The sequence below is a fragment of the Cryomorpha ignava genome, assembly GCF_010686655.1.
Lineage (GTDB): Bacteria > Bacteroidota > Bacteroidia > Flavobacteriales_D > Cryomorphaceae > Cryomorpha > Cryomorpha ignava.
This window is the reverse complement of record NZ_JAAGVY010000037.1, coordinates 35,144-51,154: the sequence shown is the minus strand read 5'-3', so window position 1 is coordinate 51,154 and position 16,011 is coordinate 35,144. Positions and strand designations below refer to the sequence as shown.

Annotated in this window: 15 protein-coding genes; 9 read left to right on the top strand and 6 right to left on the bottom strand. The window is 39.1% G+C overall.

The genetic code is table 11. The features are described 5' to 3' along the window. The first annotated feature begins 265 nt into the window (after positions 1–265). From G3O08_RS16030 to G3O08_RS16025, 3 genes are all read left to right on the top strand, one after another. Positions 266–1,033, top strand: a complete 768-nt coding sequence (locus G3O08_RS16030; RefSeq protein ID WP_163286405.1) for a DUF3667 domain-containing protein — start codon at positions 266–268, stop codon at positions 1,031–1,033. Between the two features lie 564 nt (positions 1,034–1,597). Continuing rightward, positions 1,598–1,984 carry a DUF6122 family protein gene (locus tag G3O08_RS21275; RefSeq protein ID WP_239541285.1) on the top strand — a complete coding sequence of 129 codons (387 nt, stop codon included), beginning with the start codon at positions 1,598–1,600 and terminating at the stop codon, positions 1,982–1,984. Positions 1,985–2,174: 190 nt separating this feature from the next. Next, on the top strand, positions 2,175–2,708 hold the full coding sequence (locus G3O08_RS16025) for a hypothetical protein (protein ID WP_204336907.1): 534 nt from the start codon (positions 2,175–2,177) through the stop codon (positions 2,706–2,708). Between the two features lie 65 nt (positions 2,709–2,773). Here the strand turns inward: G3O08_RS16025 and G3O08_RS16020 are convergent, their stop codons facing one another. Next, positions 2,774–3,223, bottom strand: coding sequence for a KTSC domain-containing protein (locus G3O08_RS16020; RefSeq protein ID WP_163286401.1), 450 nt, complete (start codon positions 3,221–3,223; stop codon positions 2,774–2,776). Between the two features lie 367 nt (positions 3,224–3,590). Here G3O08_RS16020 and G3O08_RS16015 point away from each other — a divergent pair, with 367 nt between their 5' ends. The 3 genes from G3O08_RS16015 to G3O08_RS16005 all read left to right on the top strand — a co-directional run bounded on the left by G3O08_RS16015 (position 3,591) and on the right by G3O08_RS16005 (position 6,952). Continuing rightward, positions 3,591–4,997: a phage tail sheath family protein gene (locus G3O08_RS16015; protein WP_163286400.1), complete on the top strand. Its 1,407-nt coding sequence runs from the start codon at positions 3,591–3,593 to the stop codon at positions 4,995–4,997. 59 nt (positions 4,998–5,056) lie between these two features. Continuing rightward, complete coding sequence (locus G3O08_RS16010) at positions 5,057–5,656, top strand: hypothetical protein (RefSeq protein ID WP_163286398.1); 600 nt, start codon at positions 5,057–5,059, stop codon at positions 5,654–5,656. Positions 5,657–5,722: 66 nt separating this feature from the next. Next, entirely contained in the window at positions 5,723–6,952 is a 1,230-nt protein-coding gene (locus tag G3O08_RS16005; RefSeq protein ID WP_163286396.1) for a Kelch repeat-containing protein, read from the top strand. Positions 6,953–6,968: 16 nt separating this feature from the next. On the opposite strand, the gene G3O08_RS16000 is transcribed toward G3O08_RS16005, so the two are convergent. The 3 genes from G3O08_RS16000 to G3O08_RS15990 all read right to left on the bottom strand — a co-directional run bounded on the left by G3O08_RS16000 (position 6,969) and on the right by G3O08_RS15990 (position 11,337). Further along, positions 6,969–9,797, bottom strand: a complete 2,829-nt coding sequence (locus G3O08_RS16000; protein ID WP_163286395.1) for an alpha-amylase family glycosyl hydrolase — start codon at positions 9,795–9,797, stop codon at positions 6,969–6,971. A 449-nt stretch (positions 9,798–10,246) separates the two neighbouring features. Next, positions 10,247–10,498 carry a hypothetical protein gene (locus tag G3O08_RS15995; RefSeq protein WP_163286394.1) on the bottom strand — a complete coding sequence of 84 codons (252 nt, stop codon included), beginning with the start codon at positions 10,496–10,498 and terminating at the stop codon, positions 10,247–10,249. A gap of 38 nt (positions 10,499–10,536) precedes the next feature. After that, entirely contained in the window at positions 10,537–11,337 is an 801-nt protein-coding gene (locus G3O08_RS15990) for an SAM hydrolase/SAM-dependent halogenase family protein (RefSeq protein ID WP_163286393.1), read from the bottom strand. 132 nt (positions 11,338–11,469) lie between these two features. Here G3O08_RS15990 and G3O08_RS15985 point away from each other — a divergent pair, with 132 nt between their 5' ends. The 3 genes from G3O08_RS15985 (at position 11,470) to G3O08_RS15975 (ending at position 14,319) form a co-directional block, all read left to right on the top strand. Further along, positions 11,470–12,423: a PhoH family protein gene (locus G3O08_RS15985; protein ID WP_163286392.1), complete on the top strand. Its 954-nt coding sequence runs from the start codon at positions 11,470–11,472 to the stop codon at positions 12,421–12,423. Beyond that, a complete protein-coding gene (locus G3O08_RS15980; RefSeq protein ID WP_163286391.1) occupies positions 12,423–13,376 on the top strand; it encodes a phosphoribosylaminoimidazolesuccinocarboxamide synthase in 954 nt (317 codons plus the stop codon). The genes G3O08_RS15985 and G3O08_RS15980 overlap by 1 nt, the downstream gene beginning before the upstream one ends. A 136-nt stretch (positions 13,377–13,512) precedes the next feature. Further along, on the top strand, positions 13,513–14,319 hold the full coding sequence (locus G3O08_RS15975) for a LolA-like protein (RefSeq protein ID WP_163286390.1): 807 nt from the start codon (positions 13,513–13,515) through the stop codon (positions 14,317–14,319). Positions 14,320–14,410: 91 nt separating this feature from the next. On the opposite strand, the gene G3O08_RS15970 is transcribed toward G3O08_RS15975, so the two are convergent. Together G3O08_RS15970 and G3O08_RS15965 are read right to left on the bottom strand one after the other, a co-directional pair. After that, positions 14,411–14,848 carry a hypothetical protein gene (locus G3O08_RS15970; protein WP_204336906.1) on the bottom strand — a complete coding sequence of 146 codons (438 nt, stop codon included), beginning with the start codon at positions 14,846–14,848 and terminating at the stop codon, positions 14,411–14,413. Between the two features lie 190 nt (positions 14,849–15,038). After that, entirely contained in the window at positions 15,039–15,668 is a 630-nt protein-coding gene (locus G3O08_RS15965) for a Pr6Pr family membrane protein (protein WP_163286388.1), read from the bottom strand. Between the last annotated feature and the right edge of the window lie 343 nt (positions 15,669–16,011).

The window sequence follows — 16,011 nt, the reverse complement described above, 5'->3', positions numbered from 1 at the left end:
ATCGGAGGGAAAAGCCGAGTATCAGAAATCCTTAACCGAAAAAAAAGATTGACCGTAGATATGATACGTGAATTGGAGCGAATTCTTCAAATCTCAGCTTCTGTTTTAGTAATTAATTATCAACTCGTGAAATAATAGCAAAGGGTAACATTTCATAAACGTAATGCGGGCTTCACGTCTAAAAATGAATATCTTTCAAGCAACAAACTTTACGGTTTATTGAAAGTAAGTGCTTCGAAAACCCGCACTACGCTAATACATGCCGTTGGCAGTAATATTAACAGCTCAGACGAAAGAAAATATAACTACAATGATTTGTGAAAACTGTGAACAGAATTTTGATGGTAATTTTTGTAGTAATTGCGGACAGAACTCAAATGTAAAAAGGGTTGATCTCAAATATCTGATTAATGAAATTCCGAATAGTATTTTCCAAATAAATCGTGGTTTTCTTTTTACAGTAAAAGAATTATTTACGAGACCAGGTTATAGTATACGAGAATTTTTAAACGGAAAAAGGAAAAATCATTTCCAACCTATTGCTTTTATATTTTTCACATCTACAATTTATGTCTTATTAAATTATTTGATAGGAAACGATACTTTCATGGATGATTTTATTGCTGGTCTAGAATCATCTAAAGGAACTAATAACACAAATTTCAATTGGTTGTCCAAGAATACAACCTATATGGTATTAGCTCTTATCCCGTTTTTTTCTTTAGCATCCTATTTAGTTTTTTTCAAATCAAGGTATAATTACTTTGAACATTTAGTATTAAACCTTTATGTAACAGGACAGCAAATGCTCATTTATTTAGTGTTTAGTTTTATAAACACAAGAGATAGCTCGCTAATATTAATACCTATTGTATTAGGAATGTTATTTAATATTTGGGCTTACAGCCAGTTTTTTGATAATAAAACCATTTTAAAAAGAATAATACTAATAACATTAACCTATCTGATTTTCATATTTCAAATTCTAATAGGAATGATTATAATTGTTGGAATTTTAAAATTGATGAAATGAATACTACTGCCAATAACTAAGTATTCATCCCGCCGATACTGAAAAGGACGGCACAGCTAGGCCAGGGATGAACTTCTCTCTTGAGTGCCATAAAAAATAAACACGCGCGAAAAATAATTTGTTGACGGATCCGGTTTCTCTTTATCCCGCCCAGGCGGGACAAGTTGGGGAAAGCGCTGCGTTTATCGTTTATTTGTGTGATATATTTTGGCAGATTTGCCGATATTTGGTGCTGGACTTCTTACTCAAGCACCTTTCTAAAGCACTTAACCCTAAGTTTTTCGAATGTCCGCTCGACTTTTGGTCACTTATTGGCTAAAAGCTTGCGGTTGGCGCATAGTCCTCCTGCCTCGCACTTTGCACAGTTTACCCCGTAAACTCTTGCGTGGAGCGTTTAAATTGTTATCCTTGTGGTAAGAATTTTGACAATTAAGATCGTATTTGATTTAAAAATAGAACACTTATGCCAACATTCTGCATATTGCATAGCATCCTTTGTGATGCTTTTAAAATTTACATTTTTCGCGGTACACAAGCTGAAAAAAACATAAGATTGACGAATTGATGCAGACATTTATACATTACTTTTTGCACCTTGTATTCCCATTCTTTATAGCATTCTTATTCTTCAGAAAAGATTGGAAAAAAGTATATTTAATTCTGATTGCTACAATGCTGGTTGATTTAGACCATTTGTTTGCCAACCCCATTTTCCAAGCAGATAGATGTAGCATCAATTTCCACTTTTTACATACGTATTACGCTATGTTGATTTATGTTCTTTTACTTTTTTTTCGCAAGCCTTTTAACGTAATTGGAATTGGATTGCTCTTTCACATGCTAACTGATTTTATTAATTGCTTAATAATGTATTCGGGTTGCAAAGAATGTTTTGCAGATTCACCGGCTATAGAACTTTTAAAAGCAACTTCAAGATTACTTGGAATCTGATTATCCGAATATTATAATAATTTCTTCCGATAGCGGAACTTTGATTATCTGAAAAGAAGCCACCACAAAACTATGCACAAAATAATATCCAACACAGTCGTAAATTCACTGGTTGTAACCTATACTAGACTTTAGCAGCCCCCACTCAATTTTGAAAAAGAGCCTTACCCTTTCAATCACCTACATTTACTTGATTTACTTTTTGGTAAATCAGGAGCCTTCGGCCTTTATGATTTTATTTAGCTTGCTTTTAGACGGATTGCTGGTGGTTGCGATCTATTCTTTTTTTGCATTTCGCTATGGATCCAAAAAGATGCATGACAGAACCTTGAAAATTATCATCGGTTTTCTTCCGATCTTGATTTTTCAAGGAACAATTGCCGTATATTTTGCGACGAATTTAGATGGGGTTCAGGTTTCATCCCATACGCTCACGTCGATTTTCGAGCATTTTTCCTTACCTATCCTTATCGTAACTCTGGGTATAATTGCCAGTTACTTGCTTGATGCAAAGCAGCTGTCAAAGTTGCCATTATCGTACAAGTCATTGGAACAAAATATGATTTATCAAGCGCTGATCGTTTCAGCCGTTGGCCTGACAGCCATATTTGCATTGGGGCTTGCAGGCGATGCCAACACAACAATTATCGTAACTTCAATGGCGGTAATCAGAATTGGGCTAGAAGCTTTACTGTATCGCAAATCACGCGTTGAAGTTAATTGAACAGAAAAAAATAATAAAACATGGAATGCCAGCCACACAGCGAAACCGACAACCCAAGCGATAAATTAAGCCTCTACCAAACTTTCTTTCGATTTTCTGTAAAGATAGTTGGGATAAATAGTGCGTTTGGCAAAGCGGTTTACCGTATTGCTATTTACCATTTTAATATAGACATGTCTGGTCACACCAAAATATTCGTAAGTGGATCCATCAACAAAAGTAATTTTGAGCAATAAACCCTTGTGCGTGTAATCTGCAATCCCCGAGTTAGTAATGGTTTCTGTGTAGGTGGCTAAATTAGCGGCAGTAGTTTCCGGAGCTATACTTACCAAAAAATGATACCCATCTATAATTCTTCGGCTTTGAATTTCTGCCTCAACTTGTAAGTCATCTCCGTTTTGAAATTTGTCGGGATGCCACTCTTTTACTAAATCGCGGTAACTCTTTTTTAAGGTCTTCAAATCGATTTCCTTTTCTACTCCAAAGAGTTTTTTGTATTCGTTTATGCGCTTCATGTCAAAATTTATTTGCGGGCGCAAAAGTAGTGTTATTTTCTCATGATTTACTATGTGGTTTCAACTTTGTGGTCAAATTGATTTTATTGCTCCATCGTTTTGTACCCAAGTCTAAACCTCCTCACACTGTGGTGAAAGGCAACGCTCCATATTTAACCCTTTTTCAAACAGTGACGAGTAATTAACAGCAAATCCCAACTTTCTTCAATTGGATATATTCTGAAATAAAAATGGCGGAAACCGGGGATGGTTTATTAATTTAGAAACTTGAAACGTAGATATAAAAGGTACTTCTACGCCTTATTATCAAGTGAGTAAAAGTGAAAATGATAAGTATTTACTGACAATTAACCAATAACCCATCGGTATGGCCAAATACAAAACACCCGGAGTTTACATCAATGAGATTTCCAGCCTCCCCCCTTCGGTTGCTCAAGTGGAGACAGCCATTCCCGCATTTATAGGATATACAGAAAAAGGGACTAATGTGCCAACCAGGATGAGGTCTATCACAGAATATAGAAATGGTTTCGGAGGACCTTTTCAAAAGGAAATTGGGAAATTTGAAATAAACAAAAACAGAATAATTACTGCCCCGAAAATATGGACCACTCCGACCTATAGAATGTTTTATATGCTCGAAATGTTTTTTGCCAATGGGGGTGGCGATTGCTTCATCATATCCGTGGGAAATTATGACGATGGAAAGGACACCGTAAAAAACCAAGCAATGATCGAAGGTCTCAGTCTGCTCGATGAAGAAGATTTACCAACTTTGATCGTCTTTCCTGATGCAGCCAGCCGCAAAAACAGTGAAGAGCCTGCAGAATTGTACAAGGCAGCACTTGCCCAATGTGCAAAAAGGAAAGACCGCTTCCTTATCTGCGATGTTGAAGAGTCTAAAAAACAAACAAATACGATTTCAGAATCTGCGATTGAGTTCCGGTTTGCCATTGGCATGAATGATTTAAAATATGGCGCAGCTTACTTTCCTTCATTGCTTACAACCCTCACTTATACCTCTGCTGATGATAAAATAAAGGTGATGTTAAACGATGAGAAACATGTATTAAGGCATAGAGAAGAGTCTATTTTGGAGGATCCGAATAAAAATGAGTCATCTCTGTATCATAAAGATGATGGAAAGTATAAGGATTTGTATCTCGAAATAAAGAAAATCATAGATGGCATCAAGCTTGAATTGCCACCCAGCGCTGCCGTTGCAGGTGCTTACACCCGAGTTGACAATTCCAGAGGCGTGTGGAAGGCTCCAGCCAATGTTTCACTTAACAAGGTAATGGCTCCTACGCTAAAAATTAATGACATGGAACAAGCCGATCTCAATATTAGCTCCACCGGAAAATCGATCAATGCCATTCGAAGCTTTGTAGGGCAAGGAGTTATGATTTGGGGTGCCCGCACGCTGGCTGGAAATGACAATGAGTGGAGATACATCTCAGTGCGCCGTTTCTTTAACATGGTAGAAAAATCTGTCAAAAAAGCTTCAGAGCGCTTTGTTTTTGAACCGAATGATGCGAATACCTGGATAAAAATAAAGGCAATGATAGAAAACTACCTCAATACCCTTTGGCGAGCCGGGGCTCTTGGCGGTGCCAAACCCGAACATGCATATTTTGTAAATGTTGGCCTGGGACAAACCATGACTGCTTATGACACACAGGAAGGAAACTTGATAGTGGAAATAGGACTTGCTCCGGTAAGACCAGCTGAATTCATTAATCTAAGATTCTCCCTTAAAATGCAGAAATCTTAATTCGACGGTTAATCGGTATTTATTCACCCGATCTAACGACGCTGTCAAAACCCGGTACAATGACCGAAAATCAAGAAAAAAGAGTCAGAGCTAAAATCGCAAAGATTAAAAAAGCACTGGCCGCAGATAAAAAACACTGGGGCGGATACTATCATGATGGTGGTGGCCTCAGGTATGTACAACCCGAACTCTATATAAAACTGGAAGATTATACGGGTGCTTTAAGATATTTTAATTGGTTCGATAAGCATTTTTCAGATGATGTTGGATCGCCGCTATTCTGGTTTCAATATTCACTGACACTCTATAAAACAAAAAGAGTTGAGAGAGCAAAAACTCAAATAATTCAGGCGCACTTTTTAAACGAGTATTTGATTGACTACTTTTTAGATCCGAAATCAATTGAACATATTCGCTCAAGTAACAATTGGCCAATTGAGGTGCTCATTAAGTATTTTGGCTACAAGAAAGAATCATTTCCTGAATTTTCAGAGTGGCTGGCTGAATACTCGAAAAGCAAAGCGTTTATAGATCTTAAAAATGAGATAAAAGAAATTGATCTGAAATTAGATACTGAAGAGAAGAGGTCAAAAAGAGCGGCGTTGCTTAGTAAACGGTCTAAGCTGATTAAAAATGGAAGTGGTAGCGGCCAACAATAAGATTGCGTAATTCAGGTTTACCTTACAAAGCCAACTGCTACTCACCTAAATTAATTAAGTTTGTTCATGTCAATTCTAATAAAGCAACTCTGCAATCGTAAGATTATACTCTCATACATAGCAATTATTTGTGTTCTAGGCAGCCATTCTCAATCATGGATTCAGGTTTCAGATTTCCCATCAACAGAAAGAGATGACGGTGCTTCTTTTGTAATTGACAACACAGCCTATTGCGGAACGGGTTTACAAGTAGGCTGGTCTGAAACCAAAGATTTTTATGCATTTAGCATGAATGCAGATACGTGGGAACCGATCGCCTCTTTGCCCGATGGAAATGAAAGACAATATGCATCAGGGTTTTCGTCATCTACGCATGGTTTTGTTTTTGGAGGCGTTAAGGGGGGAGTTTACTTAAGTGACCTTTGGCAATACGATCCGGAATTAAACAATTGGGTTGAAAAATCAAGTCTGCCAGCAATAGGAAGAAGCGGATCAGCCTGTTTTGTAATTGATAACGTGGCCTATATCATTGGCGGCAAAACCAATTTAAGCGATGCCATAAATGAAGTCTGGGCTTATGAAATTACTAACGATACCTGGCAACAAAAAAATGATTTACCTTTTGGGTCGATGTTTCGGGCTTCAGCTTCAGCTAACAATGGTAAGGGGTATTTAATTTTTGGCAAAGATGAGAATAACCTATTTTACAATGAATTATATGAATATGATCCTATTTCGGATTCCTGGACAGAACTCGGCGAATTTCCAAATTTCGGCAGAAGCCATTCAACATTGAGTTCATTGCCAAATAATTTGATTGTAATAGGTGGTGTTGATGTTATGGGCGATTATTACAACGATATGTGGCGCTTCAATCTCAATTTATTGATCTGGGAACAACTTGATGCGCTACCCTCATTTGGAAGAAAAGGAGGAATATGCTTTAATGATGGCACGAACATCTATTACACTACAGGGATTAGTCATGAAAATGTACGACTAAAAGAAACCTGGAAAAGTGTGAATCCCACTGCTATTGAGGATATATCGGCTACCGATGGGATTTCGATTTACCCCAACCCGACCAGAGAAAAGCTGACTTTAGAGATTGAAAATTTCAGTCAATATGATAACTCCTATCTTACAATATTTGATTATTCCGGAAAGCGGTTAAGGCTTGAAGCTATCACCCAATCCAAAACTCAAATTGATGTTTCTGAACTTTCACAGGGATTCTATTTTATTCAAATTCAAGGTGTTGGAGGGCAGATTGCAATGAAATTTGTAAAACAATAAGTAGCGAACGGTATCATTACCTGATACATACCACTTTTGATGTTCCAACAGTTTGCCCGGTAGTTATTTGAATTGCATAAATTCCCGAAGCAGCCTTACCTCCTGCATTATCAGTTCCATCCCAGTTTAGCGTATGGTTTCCCTGCGCCTGCTGTCCTGCAAATAAGGTTTTTACCAGCTTTCCACTTATATCCATAACGCGCACCTCTACCCTATCTGTTTGTTCGAGTTGATAAGAGATATTGGTAAAATGCTGAAACGGATTGGGATAAACGCTTATCTGCGCTTCTTCTTTTTTATTGGCGGAAGCCAAACCAACAGTCAAGTCAGGAGTTTCGAGTTCCACATCTGTATAAATGCGATACTCTCCCGGCTGAAGTAAAAAACCATTGTTCAGATTATCTTCAATAATAGTCGTGCCCAGCATATAATCGTACCAGGTGCCGGTGTGCGTAAAGCCGGGTACCAAGGTAATGGGGGTAACATCAAAATTGGCAATAATAACCACATCCATAGATTGATGCTCAATGATAAGTCGCTTTCCGGCAGCGCCCACATCCCATGTGTAATTGGTTGATGTAAACGCCTCGTTTTCAGTTTTTAGCTTGTTGAGTGCTGCGTTTACTTTATATAAGCGCTGGCGGGCAGGCTCGTCGTAATAATCCCAGCGTATAGGTTTATTGGCAACGCGGCAATCTGGATCTATTGTGCCGTTTGGACAATAATTAATGCTGTAATCATAGCCCAGCTCGCCAAATTGCCAAATCATTTTTGGCCCGGCCAGCGGAATGAGAAATGCCGCAATGGCTTCTTGCCTCGCAAGAGCGGTTTCCAATTCAGTAATATCATAATTGGTTGCACTGTTACCGAATTCCAGATTTTTGTACATCAGGCGCTCTTCATCGTGGCTTTCAGCATAACTTACCAATTTGGGATCATTCCAGTTCCGGTTTTGATAATCGGCCCAATTTAAATTGCTGGGGTAGCCCATAGAAGCCTCATTGTACTCATGGTTTATATTTCCCCACAGCATCATTCCACCATTTGCAAGAACAGTTTCTTCGTTGTTATTACCCAAATGCTCCAGAATCATATACACATCCGGGTCGTAGCTATAAATTTCATCGCGAATGCGAAACCAATTGTCAACGCGCGACTGATCATATTGATTCCAAGCACTTACATTATTGGTTTGATTTTGAGTAAACCCTTTGCTTAAATCAAACCGAAATCCGTCAATTTTATATTCTTCCACCCAATATTGCAAGTTGCGTCGTACAAATTCCTGCACTATTGGCTGGCTGTGATCATAGTCGTAACCTACATTAAAAGGGTGTTTTGCAGTTACGTTGAAAAAAGGGCTGTTGGCCGATGGCGGACCAGCAGGGCCTCCACTTTGAGAGTACATGCGCAGCTGTGGATTTTGGCCAAAAGAGTGATTGAAAACAACATCCTGAATCACTGCTATTCCACGCAAGTGGCATTCATCAACCAACGCTTTTAAGGCATCTTTTGGTCCGTAGTATTTATCAGCAGCAAAGTAAAACATGGGATTATAGCCCCAGCTTTCATTTCCTTCAAACTCGGTGAAAGGCATTAATTCAATAGCGTTTACTCCAAGCGTTTCCAGATAGTCTAGACGATCTGTAACAGATTGATATGAGTGATTCTCGTCCCAATCGCGAATCAATAATTCATAGATTATGAGTTTATTTTCATCTGGACGGTCAAAATTTTCTACCTGCCAGTTGTAAGAAGGTTGTGCAGTTTGAAACACAGAAACAATTTCGGTGGTAAGCCCTGAAGGATATTCTATTAGATCAGGATAAACCGATTCCGGAATATATGGATCATTCCAGGGATCGAGAATTTTATCGGCGTAGATATCAGCCACGCGCATATCTTGCTCATCTATAGCGTATTGAAAACGGTATTCCTGACCGGGATTTAAATCGCTAATTTCCAACCAAAACCTATCCCCTTCGGGTGTCACTTTCGTGAAATATTCGGGATGAAACTGCCAGTTGTTAAAATCGCCAAGCACATAAATAAAATCCTTAAAGGGCGCGTAAATTTGGAGAATTACCGTTTCGTCGTCAATATAATTTATACCATCTATTACACCTGCTGGAGCTGCAGCCACAACCGGCGCGCCCTGAATAATAATGTAGGTAGAATCTGTAATGGTTGTGGCGCCATTATCGGCCTCCATCCATAGCCAGTATTGTCCTGCCGGTTCGCCCGAAAGATTAACTGAATAGGAGAGCTCTGAAACCGCAGTTTGAGAGCTAAGCGAGGCATCGTCTAAATAGAGGGTTATGGTTGCGGGCTCATTGGTTTGTGCCGTAAAATTCACATTGGCAGGTGGGTCGAAAAATATGACTGGTTGAAAAGGTTCGGTAATGCTTCCCGCAAATACATTTGAATAAATAGCAACAAAAATATCGTTGCCATCGGCCGTTTTCCCTTCCAGCGAACCGTTTGCATTTCTAAATACAAAGGCGAGCTGCTCAACCACATCGCCGGGTTGGAGATTATAAAAATCGGTAATATTAAATGATATTTCGTGCAGGTTGTTTCCCAGCGGGGTCATAACTACATTGGCATCGGCGGTGCCCCAATTGCCCTGCACATTTTGCCAGCCAGACTCACCTTCCAAAATTACGCCTGTGTGAGCATACACAGGTTGCACCCCTATCACGCCTGCATTGCCAAGAGCGGCATTGTAAGTTATAGTAATGTCATCTAATTGGGTGGCAAAAGGCGGATCTATTGAAACGATCTGCGCCGTAAGTTGAACGGTAAGAAAAACCGATAAGAAAAAAAAGGATAGACGTTTTAACATGTGCTTAAAGTTTATTAGTGTCAAAAATACACTTTCTTTTAAAATGGCAAATAATTTTTGGTTTTTGGTGGTTGGTTTTTGTTGATTAGCACTGACGGTGTGGTCAGCATCTACGATTCTTAGTATTGCGTATTGCGTATGGCGTATGGCGTATTGCGTATTGGGCAGTCACTGAGCGAAGTCGAGATGTTGCCTATTGCTCATTGCCTATTGCCTATTGCCCATTGCCTATTGCTCATTGCCTATTGCTCATTGCCTATTGCCTATAATGCCTCATGCTATAGGTTAACAGGTCTCCTATCTAGTGTCTGTCCATAAAGTCCACTATCGGCGTTGCACTTGAATTGAAACAGTTATTGACAAATGTCAACTCCTTGATTTTCAATTCTGCATGCGCCTTGCTATTGAACTTTATGATCCAGCCACTTGACTCTATTGACAAACTCTATCTAAAGTCCCAGCTCTTTGAAACTTAATTTTCCGGTGTAATTATCGGCTACGTTTTCACTATCGGCGATTTCTATCCAGCATATTTCATCAAAATCCATGCGCACCCACAGTTCTACATAAAAATTGCTAACAGCATAAAGATGAACCGCGTATGAGCGATAATAACGACTGGCCAGATGCGTGCCTGCATCTTGCAAGAGCTTTTTGCGAGCCGTCAATCTACATTTCTGAAATTCAGCTTTTGAAACCATAACTAAAGATAAACTATTTTCGAACTAAAAAGTTTAAATCAGTCTTCAATTTCAATTCTAATAATATCGTTTTCCTTGATTCCTAAAAGATCCGATGCACCTCCTCCACTGCCTTCAACTCCTCTGTTTATGGCAATTTCGAGATAACCACCCAAAGTAAAAAGAGCCAGTTTTTCGCCTTCAGGTACTTCGTTGTAAGCTCTGGAAATGGCATTAAGCTCGGTATCGCCTCGGCGCAAAACAATGTGAAATGGTTTGTCACCTACTTTTTCTGCAAATAGTTGTTTGGTAATGTTGGTAATCACATTTCCATATCCATCTACATATATTACCGTTCCGCGAATATTATTGTGCTCAAAAACGGGCATAATTCCCGGCCTCACCTTGTAGCTTTCAGTGAGCGTTCCAATTTCAGAAACTTCAGTTCCGTTGCAAAGCCGGGCTATGATTGGTACAAAAATAGATTTGGTTGGGAAATTCAGATCTTCGTCGCCTCTCAAGTTCAGCACATAAACGGCATCGGCAGGCTCTTCGTTAAAAAGCAGTGAGAAAAACCCATTGTCTGCGCCGATAAAAAAATGTCCATCTTTTTGAACAACGACATAAGGAGCAGCTTTTCGCCAATCGGTATCAACTCCCACGATGTGAAAACTACCTACCGGAAAATCTTTCCAAACATTTTTCAACACAAAAGCGGCCTTTGCCATATCAAAAGGTGGTATGTGATGCGAGATATCCACCCACTGTACATCTGCGATCTGCGTAAGCGCGGCGGCTTTTACACTGGCTAGATAATAATCTTTTGTGCCCAGATCGGATGTAAGTGTTACTATATTCATGTTAATTTTAAACCTTTAAAAAGAAGGATGCCGCGTGGAAATAATGCTTATTTTCGACGGCAAAAGTAAGTAAATTTAACGACCGCTTAAGTGGGCATTTATAGATAACAGAACTAGCTAAAATCTAATTTATTGAACGAGAGAACCATTCAAATTGAATCTATAGACCCAAGAGAGCTTTTGGGTGTGAACAACAAGAAATTTCAATTTATTGGAAAGCATTTTCCAAAGTTGAAACTTATAGCACGAGGCGATGTAATAAAAGCCATAGGCGATGAAGAAGAGCTGGACAGATTTGAGTCAAAGCTGGAGCTTTTTTTGAAGCATTTTCAAAAATACAACCGCCTAACAGAGAGTAACATTGAACGCTTATTGAATGAAGATTCGCACGATATACTAGCTGACAATGGCGGCGATGACGTATTGGTACACGGCAATAGCGGTCTTCAGGTAAAGGCGCGAACGGCAAACCAACGCAAAATGGTAGAGCTAAGTGCCAAAAACGACATGGTTTTTGCCATTGGGCCTGCCGGAACCGGAAAGACTTACACCGCGGTAGCATTGGCCGTAAGAGCCTTAAAACAAAAAGAAATTCGCAAGATTATTCTAACCCGACCGGCGGTAGAGGCAGGTGAAAATCTGGGTTTCCTTCCGGGAGATTTAAAGGATAAACTCGATCCGTATTTGCAGCCCCTCTACGATGCCTTGCGTGACATGATTCCTCCTGAGCGACTGCGAGATTTTCTTGAGGCGGGGATAATCCAAATTGCCCCTTTGGCGTACATGCGCGGGCGCACACTCGATAAGGCTTTTGTAATACTCGATGAGGCGCAAAACGCTACCACTTCGCAGTTAAAAATGTTTTTGACGCGTATGGGCCAGTCCGCGCGTTTTATGATTACCGGCGATTTATCTCAAATAGATCTTCCCAAAAGACAGTCAAGTGGCCTGGTGCATACCTTGCGCTATTTAAAAGATATTCCCGAAATTGGAGTGGTGTATTTAAATGAAAACGATGTGCTTAGACATCCCCTGGTAAAGAAAATAATTCGCGCATTTGACGTCAATGAGGAAAAAGAGAAATAATGAGCACAGATACCCTTACCAATACTTCATTTCAATTTAAAAATCAAACGGGCGTTTACCACGGAAAGGTGCGCGACGTTTACTCAATTGGCAACGACTTGCTGGTGATGGTAGCCAGCGATCGCATCTCTGCCTTTGATGTGATTTTGCCGAAAGGCATACCCTATAAAGGAGCAATATTAAATCAAATTGCGGCAAGGTTTTTAAAAGCTACTGAAGATATTTGCCCAAATTGGTTAATGGCTACCCCGGCACCAAATGTAGCTGTGGGAATGCGATGCGAACCATTTAGAGTAGAAATGGTAATTCGCGGATATCTTACGGGACACGCCTGGAGAACCTACCGCAGTGGCGAGCGCATGATTTGTGGTGTAGAAATGCCTGAAGGGATGCGCGAACACGATAAGTTTTTGCAACCAATAATTACTCCGGCCACCAAAGCCGACGAAGGCCATGACGAAGACATATCGCGAGAAGATATTCTGGATCAAAACATGGTACCAAAAGATGCCTACGAAACTATGGAACGCTATACCAGAGCCTTGTTTGCGCGAGGTACAGAGATGGCTGCAGCGAAAGGGCTGATTTTGGTTGATACCAAATATGAGTTTGGAATGCTTAATGGCAAAGTTATTTTGATGGATGAAATTCATACACCCGATTCGTCGCGTTATTTTTACGCCGATGGATATGCCGAGCGACAGAAAAATGGTGAAGCCCAGAAGCAATTGTCGAAAGAATTTGTGCGTGAATGGCTCATTGAAAATAATTTTCAGGGCAAAGAAGGTCAGACGGTTCCCGCAATGAGCACTGAATGGGTAAAAACCATAAGCGAGCGATATATAGAGCTTTACGAGCGGATAATCGGAGAGAAATTTGATAAAGCCGCTGCGGAAATCACACCGAAAAAACTTAATTTAGATACGCGGGCTTATTTAGATTCAATCGCTTAAAGAATTGCTGGTGCTATGAGTGAGCGACCGTAGAAATCATTCTTCCCGTTTAAAATAATTTGATCTTTAAAATCTTTGGGCTGCAATTCAAATTGAAAGGGATTTCCGTATATTTAGGACATCTAAATTTATAGAAATGAAGAAGTCTCAATTCCCGCTGTTCTTTCTGGCATATTTGGCGATTATGGCATTTTTGTCGGCATGTAATGAGCAAGACAAAGATTCTGCAAATGCTGACCAAATAAAAATTGATGCTTTCTCAAAACCGCAACCCATGGTAGGTTTGTTTGTTTTAAGTTTAGAAAAAGCACACAATGCGGCAGAATATAGAAAACATGAGAATGTCCGGTTTGAAGTGACAACCGATTTTGGAGAAATGGAAAAAGTTCACGCCATTATTACCATGTCAACGACTCAAAAAGATGTAAAAATTGAAAATGATGATGGCACTTATCTGGTTTATGAAGAAAGTACTACTTCGCTACAGGAAGATTCAATTATGCACAATTTTGAGCGTTTTAAACATTTTGCCTGGGCTCACTTTTTTTCATTGCCCAAGCGATTGAGAAATGAATATGTGCGGGTTGAAAACTTTGAGGGTTCCAGCCTACTTGGAGACGAGTCGTTCAGAGTGCGCCGCATCAGGCTTGTTCCGCGTCCGGGTCATGATGATTTATTTGAATGGTATGTGGTCTATGCCGACAGATCTACCGGACTTCTGCGTTATGCGGGTTACGGCTTGCCAAGCGAGATTTATGAGTCGAAAAATGCTTTATCCCATTCAGTGGAATATTCTGACTACGATTTGGTTGAGGGAATCCCAATTGCACAGCGTTGGACTTTTTGGGAATGGAATACCGAAACGGGATTAGGAAAAAAACTAGGTGAGTCCAGACTTAAAAACATTTCCTTTCCGGAAGTTGCTGAAGATTATTACAAATAAGATCTAGGCCAGCACTAAAGTATACGATACAGCATCTTTCAATGCCAATCGGATGAGATAATGGGAATCAAAATTTGCTTTCACAGCAGAGTTAGAATTCAGAATTTGGCTCGTCGACCCAATTATAAATGATGATAGAATCAACTCCGTAACTCTTTACAAAGAATTTTATTTCATCGGTTCCACTACTCAGTAGAAAGTAATGTCGATGTTTACTGTAATTACAGTCACTACAGTCTAAATTGTATTCTTGTACAATGTCTTGAATTCTATCCGTAAAAAAACCAATATTTCCTATTGGGATACGTTTACACAAAAAGTTAACTGCATTGCTTTGCGGGTAGTATTCCCAATTTTGAATATATTGATTCAATTCTCCTTTTAACCTGCCCTTAAACTTTTTAACTTTGATTGATTCAAGAATTTCTTCAACACTTGAATTACTTAAAAATAGCGATTTTATTTTAGTCTTTCTGACAGCACCAAACTCCTTTTCATTTTCTACTTCCATCAACTTCTTTCTTACCAATAATTAGTCAAATTTACTCATTCAACCAAGTTTTGTTTCAGCGACTGATTCAGCGAAAGAGTTAGCTCTATAGTCCGAGAAGAACCTTGAAAATGCTAGACACCTTATTATCAGTACAAAAGCGATCGTTTTTAATCAATCTTTAATTTTATATTAACATCAATAGCGTCTAATCTTTATTTTAATGGTATCATTTTCTAACCCTGCTTTTTCGGGCAATTTTTCTCCCTACAAGAATAAAAACGAGAGAAAGGACTACAAACACACCTAAAAGAACAGCTGCATTTAGCATTACAGATTGATAGCCGAGAACAGATACATCGATAAATGGATAAGGAAAAAAGCCCGAAATATGACCTCGACCAAGTATAAAAACCAAATAGAAAGCCGGATAAATCAACCAGGCCGGAACTTGATGCCACTTAATTTTGGCTTTATTTTCGTTCGCCAACCAATAAAGCACTGCGAAAAGCGGTATAACCGTGTGCAGTAGCTCATCTACAGCCATCTGTAGACCTGTTGGGTTCCAAATTTGGCGCAATACAACTTGATAAACCAAACCAACAACCACAATATAAACAGTCAGGGCCGTTAAGACGCCGGGTTTATTGATCCATTTCTTCCTGTCGGTACTATTAGGTAATGCGCTCATCGTATAATAAAGAGCCACAAGTATATTGGTTAGAATGGTAAAATAACTAAAGAATCTCACCGTGGTTTCGGCAAAGGACTGAACACTGTTTTCAAGAATTAGATAATATTGAGCAATAACTGCAAACCACGATATGATGGCAAATAGAATTGAAATTGTTTTTTTCATATATATACATCAGCATTTACATATATCATAAATTGGGATAACTATATTTCATTTTACCATTATAAAAATGACATATTTCAGCAACCCAAAGTTTTTACTCCAAAGAAGCCTTCAGGGTATCGCCTAGCACTATTTCATTTGCAATAATTAAAAATTTCACCTAACAAAACTAATCTTAAACTCTGGAAAGAAATAGGAATTTAAATGATTCCCGGTTTACACTATAAAAAATTATAGTGCAGCACTTACTGCAATTTCATTTGTAAAAGCAAAATTTAGCTAGATAATTACCCATTTTGATTCAAAATTGAATAAATAATAGGTAGGTGGGAATAGTTCTTGC

Coding starts and splice junctions, on each gene's coding strand:
- G3O08_RS15995 (WP_163286394.1), bottom strand. CDS start 10,498: ATGGTTTCAAAAGCTGAATTTCAGAAATGTAGATTGACGGCTCGCAAA.
- G3O08_RS15975 (WP_163286390.1), top strand. CDS start 13,513: ATGAAGAAGTCTCAATTCCCGCTGTTCTTTCTGGCATATTTGGCGATT.
- G3O08_RS16000 (WP_163286395.1), bottom strand. CDS start 9,797: ATGTTAAAACGTCTATCCTTTTTTTTCTTATCGGTTTTTCTTACCGTT.
- G3O08_RS21275 (WP_239541285.1), top strand. CDS start 1,598: ATGCAGACATTTATACATTACTTTTTGCACCTTGTATTCCCATTCTTT.
- G3O08_RS15965 (WP_163286388.1), bottom strand. CDS start 15,668: ATGAAAAAAACAATTTCAATTCTATTTGCCATCATATCGTGGTTTGCA.
- G3O08_RS16015 (WP_163286400.1), top strand. CDS start 3,591: ATGGCCAAATACAAAACACCCGGAGTTTACATCAATGAGATTTCCAGC.
- G3O08_RS16005 (WP_163286396.1), top strand. CDS start 5,723: ATGTCAATTCTAATAAAGCAACTCTGCAATCGTAAGATTATACTCTCA.
- G3O08_RS15980 (WP_163286391.1), top strand. CDS start 12,423: ATGAGCACAGATACCCTTACCAATACTTCATTTCAATTTAAAAATCAA.
- G3O08_RS15990 (WP_163286393.1), bottom strand. CDS start 11,337: ATGAATATAGTAACACTTACATCCGATCTGGGCACAAAAGATTATTAT.
- G3O08_RS16020 (WP_163286401.1), bottom strand. CDS start 3,223: ATGAAGCGCATAAACGAATACAAAAAACTCTTTGGAGTAGAAAAGGAA.
- G3O08_RS16010 (WP_163286398.1), top strand. CDS start 5,057: ATGACCGAAAATCAAGAAAAAAGAGTCAGAGCTAAAATCGCAAAGATT.